The organism is Glycomyces sp. NPDC047010 (assembly GCF_040644205.1).
GTDB lineage: Bacteria > Actinomycetota > Actinomycetes > Mycobacteriales > Micromonosporaceae > Glycomyces.
In genome coordinates this window covers 212629-227304 of record NZ_JBEYVY010000011.1, presented here as the reverse complement: position 1 = coordinate 227304, position 14676 = coordinate 212629, and the positions used below count along the sequence as shown (strand labels likewise).

General features: G+C 72.5%; 15 protein-coding genes. 9 read left to right on the top strand and 6 right to left on the bottom strand.

Going from position 1 to position 14676, the window contains the following annotated elements; all coding sequences use genetic code 11:
• Together AB0A65_RS22010 and AB0A65_RS22005 are read left to right on the top strand one after the other, a co-directional pair.
• Positions 1-1218 carry a hypothetical protein gene (locus AB0A65_RS22010; protein ID WP_359953859.1) on the top strand — a complete coding sequence of 406 codons (1218 nt, stop codon included), beginning with the start codon at positions 1-3 and terminating at the stop codon, positions 1216-1218.
• Between the two features lie 71 nt (positions 1219-1289).
• On the top strand, positions 1290-1811 hold the full coding sequence (locus AB0A65_RS22005) for a hypothetical protein (protein WP_359953858.1): 522 nt from the start codon (positions 1290-1292) through the stop codon (positions 1809-1811).
• Here the strand turns inward: AB0A65_RS22005 and AB0A65_RS22000 are convergent.
• On the bottom strand, positions 1808-3013 hold the full coding sequence (locus AB0A65_RS22000; protein ID WP_359953856.1) for an ROK family transcriptional regulator: 1206 nt from the start codon (positions 3011-3013) through the stop codon (positions 1808-1810). The two genes, AB0A65_RS22005 and AB0A65_RS22000, sit on opposite strands and share 4 nt — an antisense overlap.
• 173 nt (positions 3014-3186) lie before the next feature.
• Between AB0A65_RS22000 and AB0A65_RS21995 the strand changes: the two genes are divergently transcribed.
• A complete protein-coding gene (locus tag AB0A65_RS21995; protein WP_359953854.1) occupies positions 3187-3564 on the top strand; it encodes a hypothetical protein in 378 nt (125 codons plus the stop codon).
• A gap of 6 nt (positions 3565-3570) precedes the next feature.
• Here AB0A65_RS21995 and rocD read toward each other — a convergent pair whose 3' ends face one another.
• The 3 genes from rocD to AB0A65_RS21980 all read right to left on the bottom strand — a co-directional run bounded on the left by rocD (position 3571) and on the right by AB0A65_RS21980 (position 6122).
• On the bottom strand, positions 3571-4770 hold the full coding sequence (gene rocD, locus AB0A65_RS21990) for an ornithine--oxo-acid transaminase (RefSeq protein WP_359953853.1): 1200 nt from the start codon (positions 4768-4770) through the stop codon (positions 3571-3573).
• A 14-nt stretch (positions 4771-4784) separates the two neighbouring features.
• Positions 4785-5153 (bottom strand): hotdog domain-containing protein, encoded by a 369-nt coding sequence (locus tag AB0A65_RS21985; RefSeq protein WP_359953851.1) that lies wholly within the window; start codon positions 5151-5153, stop codon positions 4785-4787.
• Positions 5154-5279: 126 nt separating this feature from the next.
• Positions 5280-6122: a phosphotransferase gene (locus tag AB0A65_RS21980; protein ID WP_359953849.1), complete on the bottom strand. Its 843-nt coding sequence runs from the start codon at positions 6120-6122 to the stop codon at positions 5280-5282.
• 52 nt (positions 6123-6174) lie between these two features.
• Here AB0A65_RS21980 and AB0A65_RS21975 point away from each other — a divergent pair, with 52 nt between their 5' ends.
• On the top strand, positions 6175-7308 hold the full coding sequence (locus AB0A65_RS21975; protein WP_359953847.1) for a glutathione S-transferase C-terminal domain-containing protein: 1134 nt from the start codon (positions 6175-6177) through the stop codon (positions 7306-7308).
• Here the strand turns inward: AB0A65_RS21975 and AB0A65_RS21970 are convergent.
• Positions 7305-8459, bottom strand: coding sequence for an alpha/beta fold hydrolase (locus AB0A65_RS21970; RefSeq protein WP_359953845.1), 1155 nt, complete (start codon positions 8457-8459; stop codon positions 7305-7307). The genes AB0A65_RS21975 and AB0A65_RS21970 overlap by 4 nt on opposite strands.
• 59 nt (positions 8460-8518) lie before the next feature.
• Positions 8519-9730 (bottom strand): low temperature requirement protein A, encoded by a 1212-nt coding sequence (locus AB0A65_RS21965; protein WP_359953843.1) that lies wholly within the window; start codon positions 9728-9730, stop codon positions 8519-8521.
• A 107-nt stretch (positions 9731-9837) separates the two neighbouring features.
• On the opposite strand from AB0A65_RS21965, the gene AB0A65_RS21960 reads away from it, so the two are divergent.
• The 5 genes from AB0A65_RS21960 to AB0A65_RS21940 all read left to right on the top strand — a co-directional run bounded on the left by AB0A65_RS21960 (position 9838) and on the right by AB0A65_RS21940 (position 14654).
• Positions 9838-10488 (top strand): GntR family transcriptional regulator, encoded by a 651-nt coding sequence (locus AB0A65_RS21960; protein WP_359953841.1) that lies wholly within the window; start codon positions 9838-9840, stop codon positions 10486-10488.
• Positions 10489-10639: 151 nt separating this feature from the next.
• Positions 10640-11617, top strand: coding sequence for a phosphoglycerate dehydrogenase (locus AB0A65_RS21955; RefSeq protein WP_359953839.1), 978 nt, complete (start codon positions 10640-10642; stop codon positions 11615-11617).
• Positions 11618-11644: 27 nt separating this feature from the next.
• Entirely contained in the window at positions 11645-12922 is a 1278-nt protein-coding gene (locus AB0A65_RS21950) for a sugar ABC transporter substrate-binding protein (RefSeq protein WP_359953838.1), read from the top strand.
• Entirely contained in the window at positions 12919-13821 is a 903-nt protein-coding gene (locus AB0A65_RS21945) for a sugar ABC transporter permease (RefSeq protein ID WP_359953836.1), read from the top strand. The genes AB0A65_RS21950 and AB0A65_RS21945 overlap by 4 nt, the downstream gene beginning before the upstream one ends.
• On the top strand, positions 13818-14654 hold the full coding sequence (locus tag AB0A65_RS21940) for a carbohydrate ABC transporter permease (protein WP_359953835.1): 837 nt from the start codon (positions 13818-13820) through the stop codon (positions 14652-14654). Before AB0A65_RS21945 ends, AB0A65_RS21940 begins: the two co-directional genes overlap by 4 nt.
• Positions 14655-14676 lie beyond the last annotated feature (22 nt).

Below are 14676 nucleotides of genomic sequence, written 5' to 3'. Positions count from 1 at the left end.
GTGGCGTTCGCACTGGCCTGCGGCGTGCTGCTCCTGGCCTGGCCGGTGCTCCCGGGGCTGCGGCGCCTGGCCCCGTTCAAGGTGTTCCCGCCGTTCCGCGCCTGGGCCGCGCGGCCGCATCCCGATGCGGCCGTACCGGTCCGGGCCGGGCGGCGGTTGGACGAGCGCACCGACGCCGCGGCCGCGGTCGTGGCGGTCCGGACCGCGTGGCGCAACCAGGACTCGCGGGAGGCGCGGCCCTCGCTGCGCGCCTCCCGGCCGCTCGTCCCGGTGGTGGCCGTCGACGGCGTGCCCGCCTCGTGGGGCTGGGGCGCGACGGAGCTGACGCTGGCCCCCGGGCCGCATCTCATCGCGGTCGCCGCGGGCCACTCCCGCTGCTACCGGCGGGTGGACCTCAAGGCGGGCGACCGGCTCGAACTCGACCACGCGGGCGTCCTCGGCGACACCGCCGACCGGTTCGCCCTCGCCGGGGAGCTGCGGGACCCGGTGTCGTTCAAGGAGCGGCGCCGCCCTGAGGCGGTCGGCCGGTACTACCTGCTGCTGCTCGGCGGCGCCGCCGCTGCCGCCGCACTGACCTGGACCGTCCTGGCGAGCCCCAGTGTCCTGACCGCAGCCCCGGCCGCCGCGATCACGATCGGACTCGGCATCGGCGCCATCGCCATCGCCGCGGCGCTGCGGAAGCAGGCCCGGCTGCGGCGCGTCGTCGTCGCCGCTCCCCCGGCCCCGGGCGATGCGCCATTGGTCCTCGACGCCGACGAGCCCGCCCGCACGGCCCCCGCCCCCGGCTGGGCCGGACTCGGCCTGCACCTGCGGTACACGCTCGACCGGTACCCGCCCGAGGCCGTCGCGGCCCTGGCGGGCGGGAAGCCGAACCTGTTGCAGCGCTGGCGGACCGTCAGGATCGGCGAACCCGAGGCGCCCGCGTGCCGCCCCTGGGTCCCGGCCCCGGAGGTGCTCCTCGACGGGCGGCCGCTGGACGCGGGCTGGACGCGCTCCTGGACGCAGCTCGCGCCCGGCGAGCACGAACTCCTCGTGCGCGTCCCGGCCTCAAGCCAGGCCGGGCCGGGCACGGCCGTGGACCTGAGCCGCGCCGAGCACCGGAGCGTGTTCCTCGCCGAGGCCGGGGAGACCACGTGGATCGCCTTGCACGCCAACGTGAGTGCGGTACCCGGCGCGGACGGTCCGCACCTCGCGTCCTACGCCCCGGTGCTCCACTAGCAGACCCGCGGCCATACCCGGCCAGGGTATCGACGCCGCAACCGTTCGCACACGTGTGCTTGAATACGCCCGTGCATGGAGAGAAACTCGGAGCCGTGATCGGCTTCATCGGCGGCCTGGTGTTCGTCCTCGTCAACGCGGGCGGGCTCCCCGGCCCGCTGCCGCTCATCGCCCGGATCGCCGGCGTCGCCGCGTTCATCGCGGCCGTGTGGGTCGTGATGCGCCGCAAGCTCCCCGCGGGCCGGCCCCCGGCGCGCGAGTCGCTGCGGACCTACTGGATCGCCGTGGCCGCCGAGGTCGTGGCGATCATCGCGGGCGCCAACGTCATCAACCGCGTGTTCGAGCAGCCGGACCTGACGGTGTGCTGGGTGGTCCTCGTGGTGGGCGTCCACTTCCTGCCGTTCGCGAAGGCGTTCGACGCGCCCGTGTTCACGCCGCTCGCATGGACCCTCATCGCCCTCGGCGTCGCGGGCGGGGCCCTGACGCTCGCGACGACGGCGACCGCCGCCGCGGCCACCGCGGTCCTCGCCGGGTTCGTGCTCCTCGGGTTCTCCTCGCTCGGCTCGCTCCGCAAGGCCCCCGGCGCGGCCTAGAGCGCGGGCAGGACCCGGGTGGTCACCAGGCCCACGTCCCGCATGAACCGCTCCAGGGCGACCGCGGCGATCCCCTCCATGCCGGAGCTGCGCGAGAGCTCGATGCCGAGCTCGGCCGCGGCGTCGCCGGGGGCGTCGGCGCGGACTCGCTCGCGCACGGCCGGGAGCAGGCGCTCCCCGAGCGGGAACGTGGTCCAGCCCGCCAGCGCGAGGTGCTCGGGGTTGACGATCGCGACGAGGTCGGCGAGCGCGGCCCCGAGGTACTGAGCCGTGCGGTCGACGGCCGCGACCGCGGCCGCATCGCCCGCGTCGGCGGCGGCGCCGAGCGCCTCGACGAACTTCGCGCCCTGCACGTCGGCGACCGGGTGCCCGGGCTCGATCTCGGTGAGGGTGCGCCGGATGCCCGGCACGCCCACGTACGCCTCCACGCAACCTCTGCGGCCGCACTGGCATTCGCGCCCCTCGAACGCGAGCAGCGAGTGCCCCCACTCGCCCGCGGTGCCGGTGGCGCCGCGCATGACCGTGCCGTCCTGGACGATCCCGGCGCCGACGCCCTCGCCGAGGTTGACGACGACGAGGTTCGCGTGGCGGCGCCCCGCGCCGAGCCACAGCTCCGCGGTGGCGACGGCCTTGAGCGGGTTGTCGACCACGACGGGCAGGCCGAGGCGGTCGCGGAGGCGGTCGAGGTGGAGCCAGATCGCGTCGGAGGCGAGCGCGGACTTGACGGGCCGCTGCATGCCGCCGGGCAGGAGCACGCCGACGCCGAGGAGGTCCTCGCGGGAGGCCGCGGCGTCGCCGAGGGCCGCGTCGAGGATGCGGCCGGTCCAGTCGATCACGGCGTCGGCGGTGTCGACGGGCTCGGTGGCGCGGATGCGGACGTTCGCGAGGCGCTTGAGGGACGTGTCGAACACGGTGGCCTGGAAGTAGCGGTCCTCGACGTAGACCCCGGCGACGAGGCCGCGGTCCGCGTTGAGCCGCAGCCCGGTCGTGGGGCGGCCGATGCCGCTGCTGAGCAGGCCGGTCTCGGCGGCGATCCCGTACTTGAGGAGGTCGCCGACGACGGTGGAGACGGTGGCGGCGCTGAGCCCGGTGTCCTCGGCGAGCTCGTTGCGGGTGGTCTCGCCCGCGGCGAGGAGCGCGCGCACGACGATGAGGCGGGACTCGCTGCGGATGTCGCGGGACGTCCGCCTGGCGACGGGCATGAGTGCTCCACATGGCTCGGTTCGCGGTGACGGGGAAGCCTAGCAAACCGCGTGGGAGCGCGGCGCCGCTCGCGCGACTCCGTCGGGGGACGCCACTTGGGGGCGGACCGGGCCGACCGGGTACAAATAGGGGGAGCGGATCAACCGTCAGGTGGGGGGAAGCGAGCACACCAATGCACGGCATCGGCGAATTCAGAGACCACTTCGGCGACGACCGGTACCGGACCCCGGTGCGCCCCACGTACGCCCCCCCGCGCCGCGTCCCGCTCGACGACGAGCCGGAGCGCGAAGCGCGCCTCGGGGACGCGCAGGTGCGGGCGCGGCGCATCGCCGCCGCGGCGGCGGCCGTGTGGAACCACGACGGGGTCCAGCTCGGCGGCGCCGACTACGCGCACCCGGTGGACCGGTCCTGGGCCATGGAGGCCACCGGGCCGGTGGTCGCGGACCTGCTCGCCGTCCTCGAAGAGCACGGCTGCGACGTTGACGACGAGCAGATCCAGGACGCCGCGGGCGCCTTCGCGATCCTCGCGGCCCGCAACTCCGCCGACTGACCCCCGCTAGCCCTCGATCGCCCGCTTGAGGATCGCGACGCCGCGGTCGATCTCCTCGGGCGTGATGACCAGCGGCGGCGCGATGCGCACGGTCTTGACGTGGGTCTCCTTGCACAGCAGGCCGAGCCGCGCGGCCCGCTCGCACACCTCGCGGGCGCTGGGGCCGTCTGCGGCGAGGTCCACGCCCGCCCACAGCCCGCACACCCGCACCTCGTCCACTGTGGCCGGATCGAGCACCGCGAGCGCGCCTTCGAGGTGCTTGCCGAGGTCGCGGGCGCGGGCCTGCCACTCGCCGGTGGCGAGCATGGCGACGACCTCGGTGCCGACGGCCGCGGCGACCGGGTTGCCGCCGAACGTGGACCCGTGGGTGCCGGGCGTGAACACGTCCATCACCTCGCGGTCGGCCACCACCGCGGAGACCGGCACGACCCCGCCGCCGAGGGCCTTGCCGAGCAGGTAGACGTCGGGCACGACGTCCTCCCGGTCGCAGGCGAACGTGTGGCCGGTGCGGGCCAGGCCCGACTGGATCTCGTCGGCGATCATCAGCACGTCGTTCTGGTCGCAGGCGGCGCGGACGGCGCGCAGGTACCCCGCGGGCGGGACGAGGACCCCGGCCTCGCCCTGGATCGGCTCGATGAGCACGGCCACGGTGTTCGGCCCGATCGCCGCGTGGAGGGCCTCGATGTCGCCGTAGGGGACCGAGTCGAAGCCGCCGTCGTAGGGACCGAAGCCCTCGCGGGACTCACGATCCGAGGAGAAGCCGACGATCGTGGTCGTGCGGCCGTGGAAGTTCCCGTCGAACACCACGATCCGGGCCTTGCCCGCGGGCACGCCCTTGCGGGTGTAGCCCCATTTGCGGGCCGCCTTGATCGCGGACTCGACCGCCTCGGCTCCGGTGTTCATCGGCAGCACCGCGTCCTTGCCGCACAGCTCGGCGAGTCCGGCGAGGAACGGGCCCAGCACGTCGGTGTGGAACGCCCTGGAGGCGAGGGTGATCCGGTCGAGCTGGGCCTTCGCCGCAGTGATGAGCCGCGGGTGCCGGTGCCCGAAGTTGACCGCCGAATAGGCGGCGAGCCAGTCGAGGTACCGGTTCCCGTCGGTGTCGGTCACCCAGGCGCCCTCGCCCTCGGCGAGGACCACCGGCAGCGGGTGGTAGTTGTGCGCGCCGTAGCGGTCTTCCAATGCGGTCGGGTCGGTCGCTTCCATGTACTCCCTTTCGGTCAGCCTTGCGGCGCTTCGATGTCGGACAGCGGCTCGGCCGCGACCATGTGAAACAGGCCGCGCACCGCCTCCCGCCGCTCCCCCGTCCGGAGGGTCTCGGCGACCACGACCACCGAGACGGTCATCGAACGGCGCCCCCGCCGCTCCACGACCGCGGTCGCCTCCACGAGGTCGCCGGGGCTGATCGGCTGCGAGAACTCGATCCCGTCCGCGCCCGCGCACACCACGTCCCCGCGGGCCTCGCGGCTCGCGGCCACGAACGCGGCCCGGTCCATGAGCGCCATCGCGGCCCCGCCGAACAGCGTGCCGCGGTGGTTGAGCTGCTCGGGGAAGACGACGTCGGCGATCGTCGGCCCTGCTGCGGTCATGGCGGCCCCTTCCGGTCGGCCCTCAGTATGCGCAGCGGGGAATCGCACCGGAAGCGTTGCGAATGAGGTTTGTTGTGGAATCTTTCCGCGCGTGTTGTCAACGTTGTGAACGCCGCGACCCCGGGCCTATCCCGCGGTGAGCCGCTCCAGGGCCGCGTCGCCCGCGGGGAGCCAGGTCGGCTTGCCCCAGTGCCTGCCCTCGACGCCGGCGCGCCCGATGTGCTGGAGCCCGAGCGCGCGGCGCAGGGCCCAGCCGCGCGAGCGGCGGACGGTGGCCTCGTCGGCCTCGTAGTGGTCGAACATCGCGAGCGGGTCCGGGAGGAGCAGCCAGGCCGCGCACAGGTCCGTGGCCGGGTCGCCGGTGCAGAGGTCGCCGAAGTCGATGACGCCGCTCAGCGCGCCGTCCGCGGTGACGACGTTCGCGGGGTGCAGGTCGGCGTGGAGCCACACCGGCGGGCCGTCCCACTCGGGCGCCGCGAGCGCGTCGTCCCAGATCGCTTGCAGCGCAGGGTCGTCCAGCTCCATCGTGAACGTCTTCAACGGCACGCCCCGGTCCGAGTCCACCGCGGCCTCCTCCGGCGCGGGCCGGTGCAGCGCGGTCAGGAACGCCCCGAGCACCGCCGCGGAACCGGCGTCGGTGACCGGCGCGAAGTCGGCCGGGGTCCCGTCGACCCACGTCGTGACGATCCAGTTGTTCGGGAACGCCTCCGTCGGGGCGCCGAGGAACTCGGGGACCGGCACCGGCAAGGGCAGCAGCGGCGCCAGGCCCGGCATCCAGCGGTGCTCGCGCTCGATCAGCAGCGGCGCGTCCTCGGTGCGCGGCAGGCGCAGCGCCAGGTCCGGGCCGAGGCGCCACATGCGGCAGCCCCAGCCGCCGTCCACGAGCCGCAGCTCCAGGTCCGCGAGGTCCGGGCGCTGGTCGTGCAGCAGCGAGCGGACCACCGCCTCGTCGGTCGTCAAGTCGTCCAAGGCGAACCCTTTCTCCGGAGTCCCGCCGAGCCTACTTGCGTAGGCTGGGGCCATGGGAGAGCAGCACGAGCCGACCAAGGGCACTGAGTACTCGACCGCGGGCGCGTACGTCACCGGCGGCGAGTTCACACGGGACACCAACTACATCGAGGACCGGATCGTCGCCGACGTCGACGCGGCGCTGGCCGCGCCCGTCGAGGCGGCCTCGCCGATCGGGGACCCGCGGATCACCGGCCTCACGGAGGGGTCCGCGGCCTGGCCGGTCGAACCGGACCGGTACCGCCTGGTCGCGGCGCGGGCGTGCCCGTGGGCGCACCGCTCGATCATCGTGCGGCGCCTCCTCGGCCTGGAGGACGCGATCTCGCTGGCGACGCCGGGCCCGGTCCACGATGTGCGGTCGTGGACGTTCGACCTCAACCCCGACGGCCGCGACCCGGTGCTCGGCACCGAGCGGCTCCAGGAGCACTACTTCAACCGCTTCCCGGACTACCCGCGCGGCATCACCGTGCCCGCGATCGTGGACGTCCCGTCCGGGCAGGTCGTCACCAACAACTACCCGCAGATCACGTTCGACCTCTCGACCCAGTGGCGCCCGTTCCACCGCGAGGGCGCCCCGGACCTGGTGCCCGCCGGGCTGGTCGAGGACATGCTGCCGGTGATCAAGCGGGTCTTCACCGAGATCAACAACGGCGTGTACCGGGCCGGGTTCGCCGGTTCGCAGCGCGCGTACGAGCTCGCGTACAAGCGGCTGTTCGCGGCGCTCGACTGGCTGGAGGACCGGCTCGCGGCGAGCCGGTACCTCATGGGCGCGCACCTCACCGAGGCCGACGTGCGGCTGTTCACGACGCTCGTGCGGTTCGACCCGGTGTACCACGGCCACTTCAAGTGCAACCGCAACAAGCTCACCGAGATGCCGAACCTGTGGGCGTACGCGCGGGACCTGTTCCAGACCCCCGGGTTCGGCGACACGGTGGACTTCGACCAGATCAAGCGGCACTACTACGTCGTCCACGAGGACATCAACCCGACGCAGGTCGTCCCGGCCGGGCCGGACCTCGCGAACTGGCTGACCGAGCACGGCCGCGAGCGCCTCGGCGGCTCCCCGTTCGGCGAGGGGACGGCGCCGGGCCCGGTGGCGGCCGCAGAGCGGCCGCCGGGGGCGAACCCGCTCTACAGCGCCCCCTAGGACAGCGACGCGAGGTAGGTCTGGAGCTCGGCGGCGTACTTCGCGGGGTCCTCGTTCCAGGTCGCGGTGTGGCCGGACGCGGACTCCACGAGCGTCGCGTCGTCGAGCATGCCCGCGAATTCGAGGGTGGCCGTGTGGTCCACGGTCTGGTCGGCGGTGTCCACGAACAGGAGCACCGGCATCCCGAAGTCGCCGGCGAAGTTCCGCTGGTCCAGGTCGTGCATGCTGATGTCGGCGCGGAACTCCACGACCCGCTTGGCGGCCCAGGTGATCGGGTCGATGACGTTCCGGTCGGCGGCCTGCATGTCGAGGGTCGAGTTCCAGTCGACGCACGGGGAGTCGAGCACGAGGCCCTTGATGACGGACGGGTCCTCGATCTTGCGCGCGGCCGTGGCGACGGTGGAGCCGCCCATGGAGACGCCGTGGAGGATGACGTCCTTCGCGCCGTTCGCCAGCGCGTAGTCGATCGCGGCGATGACGTCGTCGGCCTCGTACTCGCCGAGGCTCATGAGCCCGTTCTCGGCGGCGGGCGCGCCCTCGTCGTTGCGGTAGGTCACGTCGAGCACGGGGTAGCCGAGGCCGTGGTAGATCTCGGTGGAGCGGAGCATCTCCTCGCGGGTGGCGTTGCGGCCGTGGACGCCGATGACCCAGGTGTCGCCGTCGGCGGGCACGAGCCATGCGGGCGCGTCGCCGAGGTCGGTCGGGATCTGCACCTCCTCGAACGCGAGCCCGAGCGCGACCTGCGGGTCGCCGCGGTAGCCGTACATGTCCATGCGGACCTCGGTGCCTTCGGCGAGGTCGCCGAAGAGGACGCCCTGGAGGGTGCGGGTCACCGTGCCGTCGTCCTCGGAGACGATGTCGCCGACGACGGCGTGCCCGTCGTCCCAGGACAGGCCCCACACGCCGCCCTTCTCGGAGTCCTCGTCGCGGGTGATCGTCACCGTGGCGTCGTCCAGGGACTCCACCGTGAGCGGGTACTCCGAGGGCGAGTGGTCGGGGACCAGGACCTCGTTCGAGAAGTACCACCCGGCGCCGCCGAGCCCCGCGACAGCGAGCACGAGCACCACCCCCAAGGCGATGAACGTACCGCGCAGCCACTTGCGTCGCTTCCGGACCGGGGTTTCGGGGGTGTCAGTGTCGGTGGCGGTCACGTCGGGTCCTCGGGGCTCGAAGGGCGGTGGTCGCTCGATCCTAATGCGCGCGCGCCGCGTCAGGCGGCCTCGGCCTCCGCGGGGACGAGGCGGTGTTGTTCGACGACGCCGTAGACGACGAGGCCGGTGAGGGCGAGGGCGGTGACTACGGCCGCGCCTTGGATCGTAATGGCGGGGGCGAGGAGGGCGGCGCCGATCGCTATGGCGGAGGCGGTGAGTTTGGCGGCGACGTGGCCCGGGGCCATGCCGTGCTCGCTGACGGTCTCGATGAGGAGGGTGACGAGGAGGAGGATCGCGACGGCGACGGCGGGGATGAGGGCGACGGCGCGGTCGCCGAGGTAGACGTGGTGCGGGTCGGTGATGCGGGCGACCGCGAGGGCGATCCCGGCGCCGAGCGCGGCGACGGACGCGAAGACGAGGTAGTGGGCGTACGCCCACACGTAGACGGTGCGGGGTCCGCGGTCGAAGGCGTGGCCGCCGCTGAAGTCGAAGTAGATCCACCACAGGGCGAACACGGTGACCAGGCCCGCGGCGGCGAGCGTGAGGAGCGGGGCGGTGTCGAAGTCGAGGCCGGAGTCCACGGCGCCGGAGACGGCGATCGTCGCGGCCGAGACGGCCTCGCCGAGGACGATGATCGTGAACAGGCCGTACCGCTCGCGGATGTGGCCCCAGTGGCCGCCGAGGCGCGGGTCCCAGCGGGCGATCACGGGGACGGCGAGGTCGAGCGCGAACCACACGATCCACGCCTCGACGCGCAGGTCCATGGGCACCAGGAGGAACGCGACCCAGCCGAGCTGGACGAACGTGGTCCACACCATCATCTTCATGGCGAGCGGGCGCATGGCGGGGTCGCCGGTGCGGTAGACCCGGGCCCACTGCGCGACGTACGCGAGGCGCATGACGACGTAGGACACGACGAAGATGCGGAAGTCGAGGTGCGCGGCCTGCGGGACGCCCGCGGCGAGGCCGAGGGACCCGGCGATCATGACCATCATGAGGAGCCGGTAGGGCACGTCGTCGGTGTCGAAGAAGTTCGCGAACCACGTGAACGAGACCCAGATCCACCAGATCGCGGCGAACGCGAACGCGTACCCGAGGAGCCCCTCCCCGACGTGCCCCTCCGCGGCGGCGTGCTCGAACTGGAGCGCGGCCTGCGCGACGGCGACGACGAACGCGAGGTCGAAGAACAGCTCCAGCCAGGTCGCCTGGCGGTGGCCCTCGGTGTGGTCGCGGGTCGCGATCGGCACCCTCCAGCGCTTGGCCTCCACCATGGCCCGTCCTCCCTGTCGCAACGCACGGTCAGCGCACAGTATCCCTCGCGCGCACCGGGCTCCTCCCCCGTGGCCGGTAAACTTCCGCCGGAGAGAGGGAGGGTGCCGTGGCCGCAAAGCTGAGGCCGCTCGCCATGGGCGACCAGATCGCGCACCGCCTGCGCGTGGACATCATCACGGGGGCCGTCGCCGACGGGACCCATCTGGCCGAGGACGGCCTCGCGGACCGGTTCGACGTGAGCCGGGGCCCGGTGCGGGACGCGCTGCGGCAGCTCGAATCCGAAGGGCTCGTGGAGAACCGGCGCAAGCGCCTGTACGCGCGGTCGCTGGGGATGCGGGACATCGAGGAGCTGTACGAGCTGCGGGAGTCCCTGGAGTCGCTGGCGCTGCGCCTGGCGATGCGCAACGCCGAGCCGGAGGACTGGGACGGGATCCAGCTGGTCGTGGACGACATGGCCGCGGCCGGGGAGCGGGACGACTTCGAGCGGTTCGCGAACGCGGACATGGACTTCCACACCGGGTTCTACCGGCTGTCGCAGAACCGGCGGCTCATGGAGGCGTGGCGGCCGTACCAGCGCACGTTCGCGATCCTGTTCGAGCTGAGCTACACGCCGGACATCCCGGCGGCGGTGGAGGACCACCAGGAGTTCCTGGACGTGATCCGCTCGGGCGAGACCGGGGCGGCCGTCGAGCGGCTCCACGGGCACCTGGCGCACGCGAAGGCGCACCTGCGCGAGATCCTCAGCAAGGCCGGATAAGCCCCGGACCGCACGTTTTCGCAGGTGGACGAGTCTGCCTTGCGCTTCTGTCAACAGTTACCGGATTGTCATCGGCGCCGATTGCCGCAGTGTGACCCCGGTGATATGTTCTCTGTTAACAGTTCACAGTTGAGCAGAAGGCGGTCCCTCCATGTCAGCGCAATCCCCCGTCGGCGCGGGCCGCACGGTCGTCGTCGGCCCGGTCCGGTACCCCGAGCTCTGCGCCGACGGCCGCCGGCTCCTCCTTGACGCGGGCTTCACGCTCGTGGAGAACGAGACCACCGTCCCGTGGGAGCCCGCCGACCTCGAACCGCTGCTCGCCCACGCGGATGCGGCGGTCTGCGGCGTCGAGGTGTACACCGCCGAGACGCTCGCGAAGGCCCCGAACCTGCGGGTCATCGCCCGCCTCGGCGTGGGCCTCGACAACATCGACCTGCCCGCCGCCCGCGAGCACGGGGTGGACGTGGCGAACGTCCCCGGCGGCAACGCCAACGCCGTCGCCGAACTCGCGGTCGGGCTCATGCTCGCCGTGCTGCGGAAGATCCCCGCCATGAACGGGGACGTGCGCGCCGGGCGCTGGGACCGGTACGTCGGCGCCGAGCTCACCGGGAAGACCGTGGGCCTCGTCGGCTTCGGCGCCACCGCGCGCCAGGTCGCCAAGCGCCTCCAGGGCTTCGACGTGCGCCTCAAGGCGTTCGACCCGTTCGCCGACGAGGCGCAGGCCGCGGCACTCGGGGTCGCGCTCACGACCCTCGAAGAAGCAGCCGACGCCGACGTCGTCAGCGTCCACGCCCCCCACACCCCCGCCACCCACCACATGGTCGGCGCGGACTTCTTCGCCGCGATGCGGCCCGGCGCCGTCCTGGTCAACACCAGCCGCGGCGGGGTCGTGGACGAGGCGGCGCTCGCAGATGCACTGCGGCGCGGGCACCTCGGCGGCGCCGGGGTCGACGTGTGGGAGCACGAGCCCGTCGCGGCCAGCCACCCGCTCCTCGGCTTCGACTCGGTCGTCGCCACGACGCACGCGGCCGCGGACAGCCGCGAAGCCTACACTCGCATCGGCCTCGCCACGGCAAGGGCGATCATCGACGTCTTCTCAGGTCGCAGGCCCGAGCACCTCGCCAACTGAAGACGGCCCCTACAGGAAGGAACAACGATGTTCTCCACACGCCGGGCGGTCCTCGCACTGCCCGCGCCGATCGCGGCGGCGTCCGTGCTCGGCGCCTGCTCGGGCGAGAGCGATCCGAACGCCCTCACGATCGTGACGTTCGCCAGCCCCTGGACCGAGGGCCTCAAGGACCTCGTCGAGGACTACGAAGCGGCCGAAGGCGTCAGGGTCCGCATCGAGACCTACGGCAACGAGCAGCTCAACGCCACCTACCGGACCCGCCTCAACGCCAGGTCCACCGATTTCGACCTCATGGTGTTCCAGACCCAGGACGTGCTGCGCGACTACTCGCGCAACCTCTGGCTCGCCGACCTCACCGAGCGCGTCGAATCCGACGCCGCATGGGACTGGGAGGACTTCCAGGCCCAGGCCCGCGACGCCGTCAGCCTCGACGGCAGGGTCTTCGGCGTCCCGGTCATGACCGAGCGGCACATCATGTACTACCGCTCGGACCTCCTCGACGCCGCCGGACTCGACGTGCCGCAGACGTTCACCGAGCTGCGCGAGGCCGTCGCGGCCCTCCACGACCCGGCGAACGGCGTCCACGGCATCGCCCTGCGCGGCGCCCGCGTCCCGCTGGTCACCCAGTTCTCCTCGTTCCTGTACGGGTTCGGCGGCGACTTCCAGGACGGGGACGGGAACGCGGCCGTCGACACCCCCGAAGCGATCGAGGCGTACCGGTTCTACGGGGACCTGCTCCACGACTTCGGCCCGCCCGGGGCCACGAACATGGGATGGGTCGAAGCCTCGGCGATCTTCGCGCAGGGCGGTGCCGCGTTCTACCTCGACGCCGACAGCCAGGCGTACACGTTCCTGGACGAGACCGCCAGCGCCGTGGTCGACACCGTGGCCTACGCGCGCTTCCCCGCCGGGCCGGCCGGGTCGCACCCGTACAACATCGTGCCCGCCGCGGTGGGCGTCAACGCGTTCTCCGAGAAGCAGGACCAGGCGTGGGCGTTCCTCAAGTGGGCCACCGGCGCCGAGAACTGCATCCGGCTGCTCGCCGAGGAGACCGCGCCGTCCGCGCGCCAGTCGTCGTGGGACGACCCGGCCGCGGCCGCGGCCTACCCGGCCGGGCTGGTCGAGATCATCCGGGACGTGGACGGCGACTACGTCGGCCACGACCGGCCGCGGCTCGAACAGGTCGCCCGCGCCCGCGAGTACGTCGGCGGCCCCGCGGTCACCGCGATCGAGGGCGGCGACGTCGAGGCGGCCGCGAAGGACGCGAACGAGGACTTCCAGACCCTTTTGGACGACGAGTCATGACGTACCGACGCACCTTCACCGACCGGGTCGACGCGAACCTGAAGTGGATCCTCACGGCCCCCGCGGTCGCCTTCGTGGCGCTGCTCATCGCGTTCCCCATCGGGTACACGCTCTTCCTGTCCGTCACCGACTCGCGCGGCGCGGTCACGCGCCCGTACGAGTTCATCGGCTTCGGGAACTACGCGCACTGGCTGGCCGACACCGAGCGGTTCTGGCCCGCGGTCGGGCGCACCGCGTACTTCACCGGGCTGGCGCTGCTCCTGGAGCTGGTGCTGGGCCTGGCGATCGCGCTGCTGCTGCGCCGCACGTTCCGCGGGCAGGGGCTCGTGCGGGTGTTCATCCTGCTGCCGCTGGTCGCGACCCCGGTCGCGGTCGGCATGATGTGGCTGCTGGTGTTCGAGCCGTCGATCGGCTTCGCGAACACGGCGCTGGAGGCCCTCGGCCTCCCGGCGCAGGGGTGGCTGGCGGACAAGGACACCGCGCTGAACACGCTCGTGTTCATCGACGTGTGGCAGTGGACGCCGATGGTGGTGCTCATCCTCCTGGCCGGGCTCGGGACGCTCCCGGAGGAGCCGGACGAGGCGGCCCGCGTGGACGGCGCGAACGCGTGGCAGCGGTTCCGGCACATCACGCTCCCGCTGCTGGCGCCGGTGATCACGGCGGCGGCGATGCTGCGCGTCATCGACGCGTTCAAGACCTTCGACATCATCTACGCGACCAAGGGCCGCGGCGGCGGCTCGAACTACGAGGCCGAGACGCTGAACATCCTCGCGTACGGGGAGGCGTTCGAGTACTCGCAGTACGGGCGGGCCTCGGCCCTGCTCATGCTGTTCTTCGTCCTCATCGTCGTCGTCCTCGCGGCCCTGGCGATCCTGCGCAAGAAGGGGGACCGGTCATGACCGCCCTGCCCCGCACCCGCCGCCCCGTCAAGGCCGGGTCGGTCGCCCGCGCGGCCGGCATCCTCCTGGTGGTCGGCGCGTTCCTCGCGCCGCTGCTGTGGATGGCCGCGGCGAGCCTGAAGTCGAACCTGGAGATCATCGACCCGGACCGGATGTTCGCGTTCACGCCGACGTTCGACAACTACCGGAACGTGTTCGAGACGCAGGCGTTCGGGCCGTTCATCGTGAACTCGTTCCTCGTCGGCGCGGGCGCGACCCTGGTGGCGCTGGTGATCGGCGTCCCGGCCGCGTACGGGATCGCGCGCTACCGGATCAGGAACGCGACGGCGTTCGTACTCCTCGCCCGCGTCATCCCCGGCGTGAGCCTGCTGATCCCGTGGTACTTCCTGTTCTCGCAGATCCAGCTGGTCGGGACCTACACGGTCCTGGTGCTCACGCACGTGTTCGTGACGATGCCGCTGGTCGTGGCGATCATGACCGGGTTCTTCGAGGGCATCCCCGAGGAGCTGGAGGAGGCCGCGCGCGTGGACGGGACGAGCCGCGTCGGCGCGTTCGCGCGGGTGGTGCTGCCGCTGTCGGTGCCCGGCGTCGCGACGGCCACGATCCTCTCGTTCATCTTCTCCTGGAACAACTTCCTGTTCGCGCTGGTCCTCTCGGACCAGGACACCCGCACGCTGCCGGTGGCGATCGCGAACTTCACGTCCTATGCCAGTGTCGACTGGGGCGGGCTCATGGCGGCCTCCGTGGTCATCACGATCCCCGTCATGGTGATCGCCCTGGTGGCCCAGCGGTACGTCGTCAGCGGCCTGACCGCGGGCGCGACCAAGGGCTGACCTCCGCACGTCTTTGAAGGAG

Excerpts from the sequence above, each read along its gene's own strand:
- AB0A65_RS22000 (WP_359953856.1), bottom strand. The coding sequence starts at position 3,013 with ATGCCCGTCGCCAGGCGGACGTCCCGCGACATCCGCAGCGAGTCCCGC.
- AB0A65_RS21995 (WP_359953854.1), top strand. The coding sequence starts at position 3,187 with ATGCACGGCATCGGCGAATTCAGAGACCACTTCGGCGACGACCGGTAC.
- rocD (WP_359953853.1), bottom strand. The coding sequence starts at position 4,770 with ATGGAAGCGACCGACCCGACCGCATTGGAAGACCGCTACGGCGCGCAC.
- AB0A65_RS21985 (WP_359953851.1), bottom strand. The coding sequence starts at position 5,153 with ATGACCGCAGCAGGGCCGACGATCGCCGACGTCGTCTTCCCCGAGCAG.
- AB0A65_RS21975 (WP_359953847.1), top strand. The coding sequence starts at position 6,175 with ATGGGAGAGCAGCACGAGCCGACCAAGGGCACTGAGTACTCGACCGCG.
- AB0A65_RS21965 (WP_359953843.1), bottom strand. The coding sequence starts at position 9,730 with ATGGTGGAGGCCAAGCGCTGGAGGGTGCCGATCGCGACCCGCGACCAC.
- AB0A65_RS21955 (WP_359953839.1), top strand. The coding sequence starts at position 10,640 with ATGTCAGCGCAATCCCCCGTCGGCGCGGGCCGCACGGTCGTCGTCGGC.
- AB0A65_RS21950 (WP_359953838.1), top strand. The coding sequence starts at position 11,645 with ATGTTCTCCACACGCCGGGCGGTCCTCGCACTGCCCGCGCCGATCGCG.
- AB0A65_RS21945 (WP_359953836.1), top strand. The coding sequence starts at position 12,919 with ATGACGTACCGACGCACCTTCACCGACCGGGTCGACGCGAACCTGAAG.
- AB0A65_RS21940 (WP_359953835.1), top strand. The coding sequence starts at position 13,818 with ATGACCGCCCTGCCCCGCACCCGCCGCCCCGTCAAGGCCGGGTCGGTC.